Origin of the sequence: Acidithrix ferrooxidans, from assembly GCF_000949295.1 — a bacterium.
Taxonomy (GTDB): domain Bacteria; phylum Actinomycetota; class Acidimicrobiia; order Acidimicrobiales; family Acidimicrobiaceae; genus Acidithrix; species Acidithrix ferrooxidans.
This window is the reverse complement of sequence record NZ_JXYS01000150.1, coordinates 1-2,738: the sequence shown is the minus strand read 5'-3', so window position 1 is coordinate 2,738 and position 2,738 is coordinate 1. Positions and strand designations below refer to the sequence as shown.

Genomic DNA, 2,738 nt, shown 5'->3' with positions numbered 1-2,738 from the left:
TACGATCTGTGAGAGAGTAGTAGCCAAAGAGATCGATCCAAAGCGACTAGAGAAGCTCTCAATAATAGAGGTAGATGAGATTGCCTATCGTAAACACCATAAGTACATAACCCAAGTTATTTAGAGCCCGTAACAGATCATGAAACTGGAAAGATCGTCTATGGAGCAGAAGGAAAAAGCGCTAAGAGTCTAGATGGGTTCTTATGTGAGCTTGGTTCGCAACGTTCCAAGCTCTCACACAAGTAGCAACAATGGACATGGGACCAGCTTTTGCTAAAGCTTTCGCTGATCGCACACCAGATACTTAGGTCGCAACCTCGATCCTTTTCATGTCGTTAAATTGGGCACTGAGGCCCTGGAGGAGGTAAGATGCGACCTATGGCGCCAACTGAGAAAACTTCCTACTCCAGATTACGCCCGTAGGTTTGTGAGTGCAAGATGGGCATTACTAAAGAATCCTGGTGATTTGACTCAACGCCAAAATGAGACTCTACGTCAAATAAAGTCAACCGCTGCAATACTTCTAAAGCCCTTAGAGATGAAAGAATCCCTAAGAGGGATATTCGGTAGTGGATTATCCAATGACGAAGTAGCTGAGTTCTTGGATTCCTGGTGTGCTCGTGCTTCACGAGCACAGATACCTAGCTTTGTCAGATTATCAAAGACAATTCGAACCCATAAAGATGGAATTATGGCTGCTATTGAGCCCCCTAGCTTGAAAAGGGTGTCTCCAACGGAAGGCTTGAGGGTCTAAACAATAAATTAGATCCGCCATTGCTAGATGCTATGGTCTTCACTCTGCAAAATCAACACTTGGCTTGGTGATGCTTTCATGCGGTCCGATTGATCTCAAGCTCCCCTACGAAAGGGTTGCTTGATCCACATCTATGTTAGGAGAGCCCGAAAGTCTACGTTTACTATTTGATGTGTAGCTTTGCTGGCCCACCAGCAGTTGCGATTTATAAAGTTACCGATATTTAGCAATTTTTAATGATGTTTGATTGGGCCTATGGGTAATTTTTATGAAGATTTGAATTGACTGGGTAGACTTAATCCGAGGGAAAAAAATTTACGGACATGCTAGCTAAATCAATAGGTTGGCGAGTTTGAGCTCGCGGAAGCGTCAAATTCTCAGATTGAGTTGATCTGAAGTAATGAAGACGTGGGTTTATTCTTTTAGATATTGGTGAGAGTATTTAATATCTTATGGGACTTTTATCTCACGATCTGAATCTATATGACCAGATAGTATATTGCTATAGGTTGCCCGATAAAAGTACTCGACGGTAGTTTTGGTCAGGAATTACACAAATAAGTGATGATCAGCTTTAGTTTGTATATAGGCAACACCGGACTTTTGAACAGCATGAGAGTGATCTCGGGCGAATCAGTCGGTAACCGTCAGTGTATTTGCTGGAAGTGACTGTTATATATCTTAGTTGCTATCCACTCGACCGGGGTAGCAATAAGTCAACTATCCCCGATTTATTTTCTCGCTTGTGTCAACTCCTCCCCAAGTAGATCGATGATGGAGATTGGTTCGTCACAGGAGGGACAATATCCCCCTATTCCTACTCGAGCCATAAAGGTATTACACTCTAAGCAGCGTTGTTCTCCGAGGGATCTTTCACCACAACACCTACACTCATAGACGGTGAAGCCTCGATGTGACTTTGACCCTGGAACTGTGACTGGAAGAATGCCACCTATATCGTGACGTCGTCGATAAGCAAGAGCCCGACAAGCATCTGAGCAGTAGGTTCTCCTCCCTGACAAGGGGAAGTTGCCTCCACAGACAGGGCACGCTATCGTGACGCTATCGTGACGCAACGGAGGTCTGGCACTCATGGCAGACTCGTTAGGTTCAAATCAGACGCTGCAGTGGTGGACTTTGATGTTGTCGTTGTCTGGTTTGTTGGAACAAGTGACGTAGAGACAACTGGCTTTCAGTTCCGGGTGTTGGCATTGATCCATCGTTTTGGATTCTTGGCTTTGGCCTCCTCGTAGACCTTGACTCGCTTGGCGAGGATCATGACATCTTCGCCGTTGTGTTTTTGGTTTGGGGTCACAAAGTTCAAGCCAGAGTGATGGTGCTCCTCGTTGTAGAACTGGACGAATCCCTCGATCCAGACCCTTGCCGCCATGAGGGAGGCAAAGCCATCGTGGGGATAGCTCGCACAGTACTTGACTGTGCGAAACATCGATTCCATGTGAGCATTGTCATTCGATTATCCGGCTAATGGGTACATTAGTGCGCTCGAACCTCCGATTCGAGCCCGGATAATGCCCTGTTAACCTGCTAATCGAGGCAAATTGATACGCGGGAATGGAGCCTCACGATTAGCCGGTTAACTGTGACGTCCTGGGACGTGAGTAGGAGGCAGCTATACCAAGTAGGTAACACAGTGCCACTAGGGTTGTCCCTTTCATAGGTGAACCGTTGTCTGAATGTAGTACAGAAGGAGCGAGTGAACCCTCATTCAAAGTGGCCCTCTTTAGGACAGTTGCTAGATTTTCAGATGATTCATTCTCGTAGATCTCATAGCCGACGATCTTCCTGGAGTACAGGTCCATAATGAAGTGCAGGTAGTAGAAGAGACCTTTGATAGGCCCTGGCAGGTAGGAAATGTCGGTGACCCAAACCTCACGTGGTCCCTTAGCTACATGATTGGGCTTGGAACGCCTACGAGGCAGCGCTACCCGTCCTCGTCGCTTATTGAGTCCCGCGTCTCCTAAGA

2 protein-coding genes and 2 pseudogenes are annotated in these 2,738 nt (G+C 46.4%); 1 reads left to right on the top strand and 3 read right to left on the bottom strand.

Going from position 1 to position 2,738, the window contains the following annotated elements; all coding sequences use genetic code 11:
• Window positions 1–328: 328 nt before the first annotated feature.
• A pseudogene (locus tag AXFE_RS17710) lies at window positions 329–754 on the top strand (ISL3 family transposase); the annotation flags it as partial.
• 731 nt (window positions 755–1,485) lie between these two features.
• Here AXFE_RS17710 and AXFE_RS19680 read toward each other — a convergent pair.
• From AXFE_RS19680 to AXFE_RS17700, 3 genes and pseudogenes are all read right to left on the bottom strand, one after another.
• Window positions 1,486–1,848: a hypothetical protein gene (locus AXFE_RS19680; RefSeq protein WP_152625812.1), complete on the bottom strand. Its 363-nt coding sequence runs from the start codon at window positions 1,846–1,848 to the stop codon at window positions 1,486–1,488.
• Between the two features lie 98 nt (window positions 1,849–1,946).
• Window positions 1,947–2,213, bottom strand: a pseudogene (locus AXFE_RS17705) (integrase core domain-containing protein); the annotation flags it as partial.
• Between the two features lie 127 nt (window positions 2,214–2,340).
• Window positions 2,341–2,738 (bottom strand): DDE-type integrase/transposase/recombinase (locus AXFE_RS17700; RefSeq protein ID WP_152626216.1); only part of this gene is annotated, 398 nt, incomplete at its 5' end.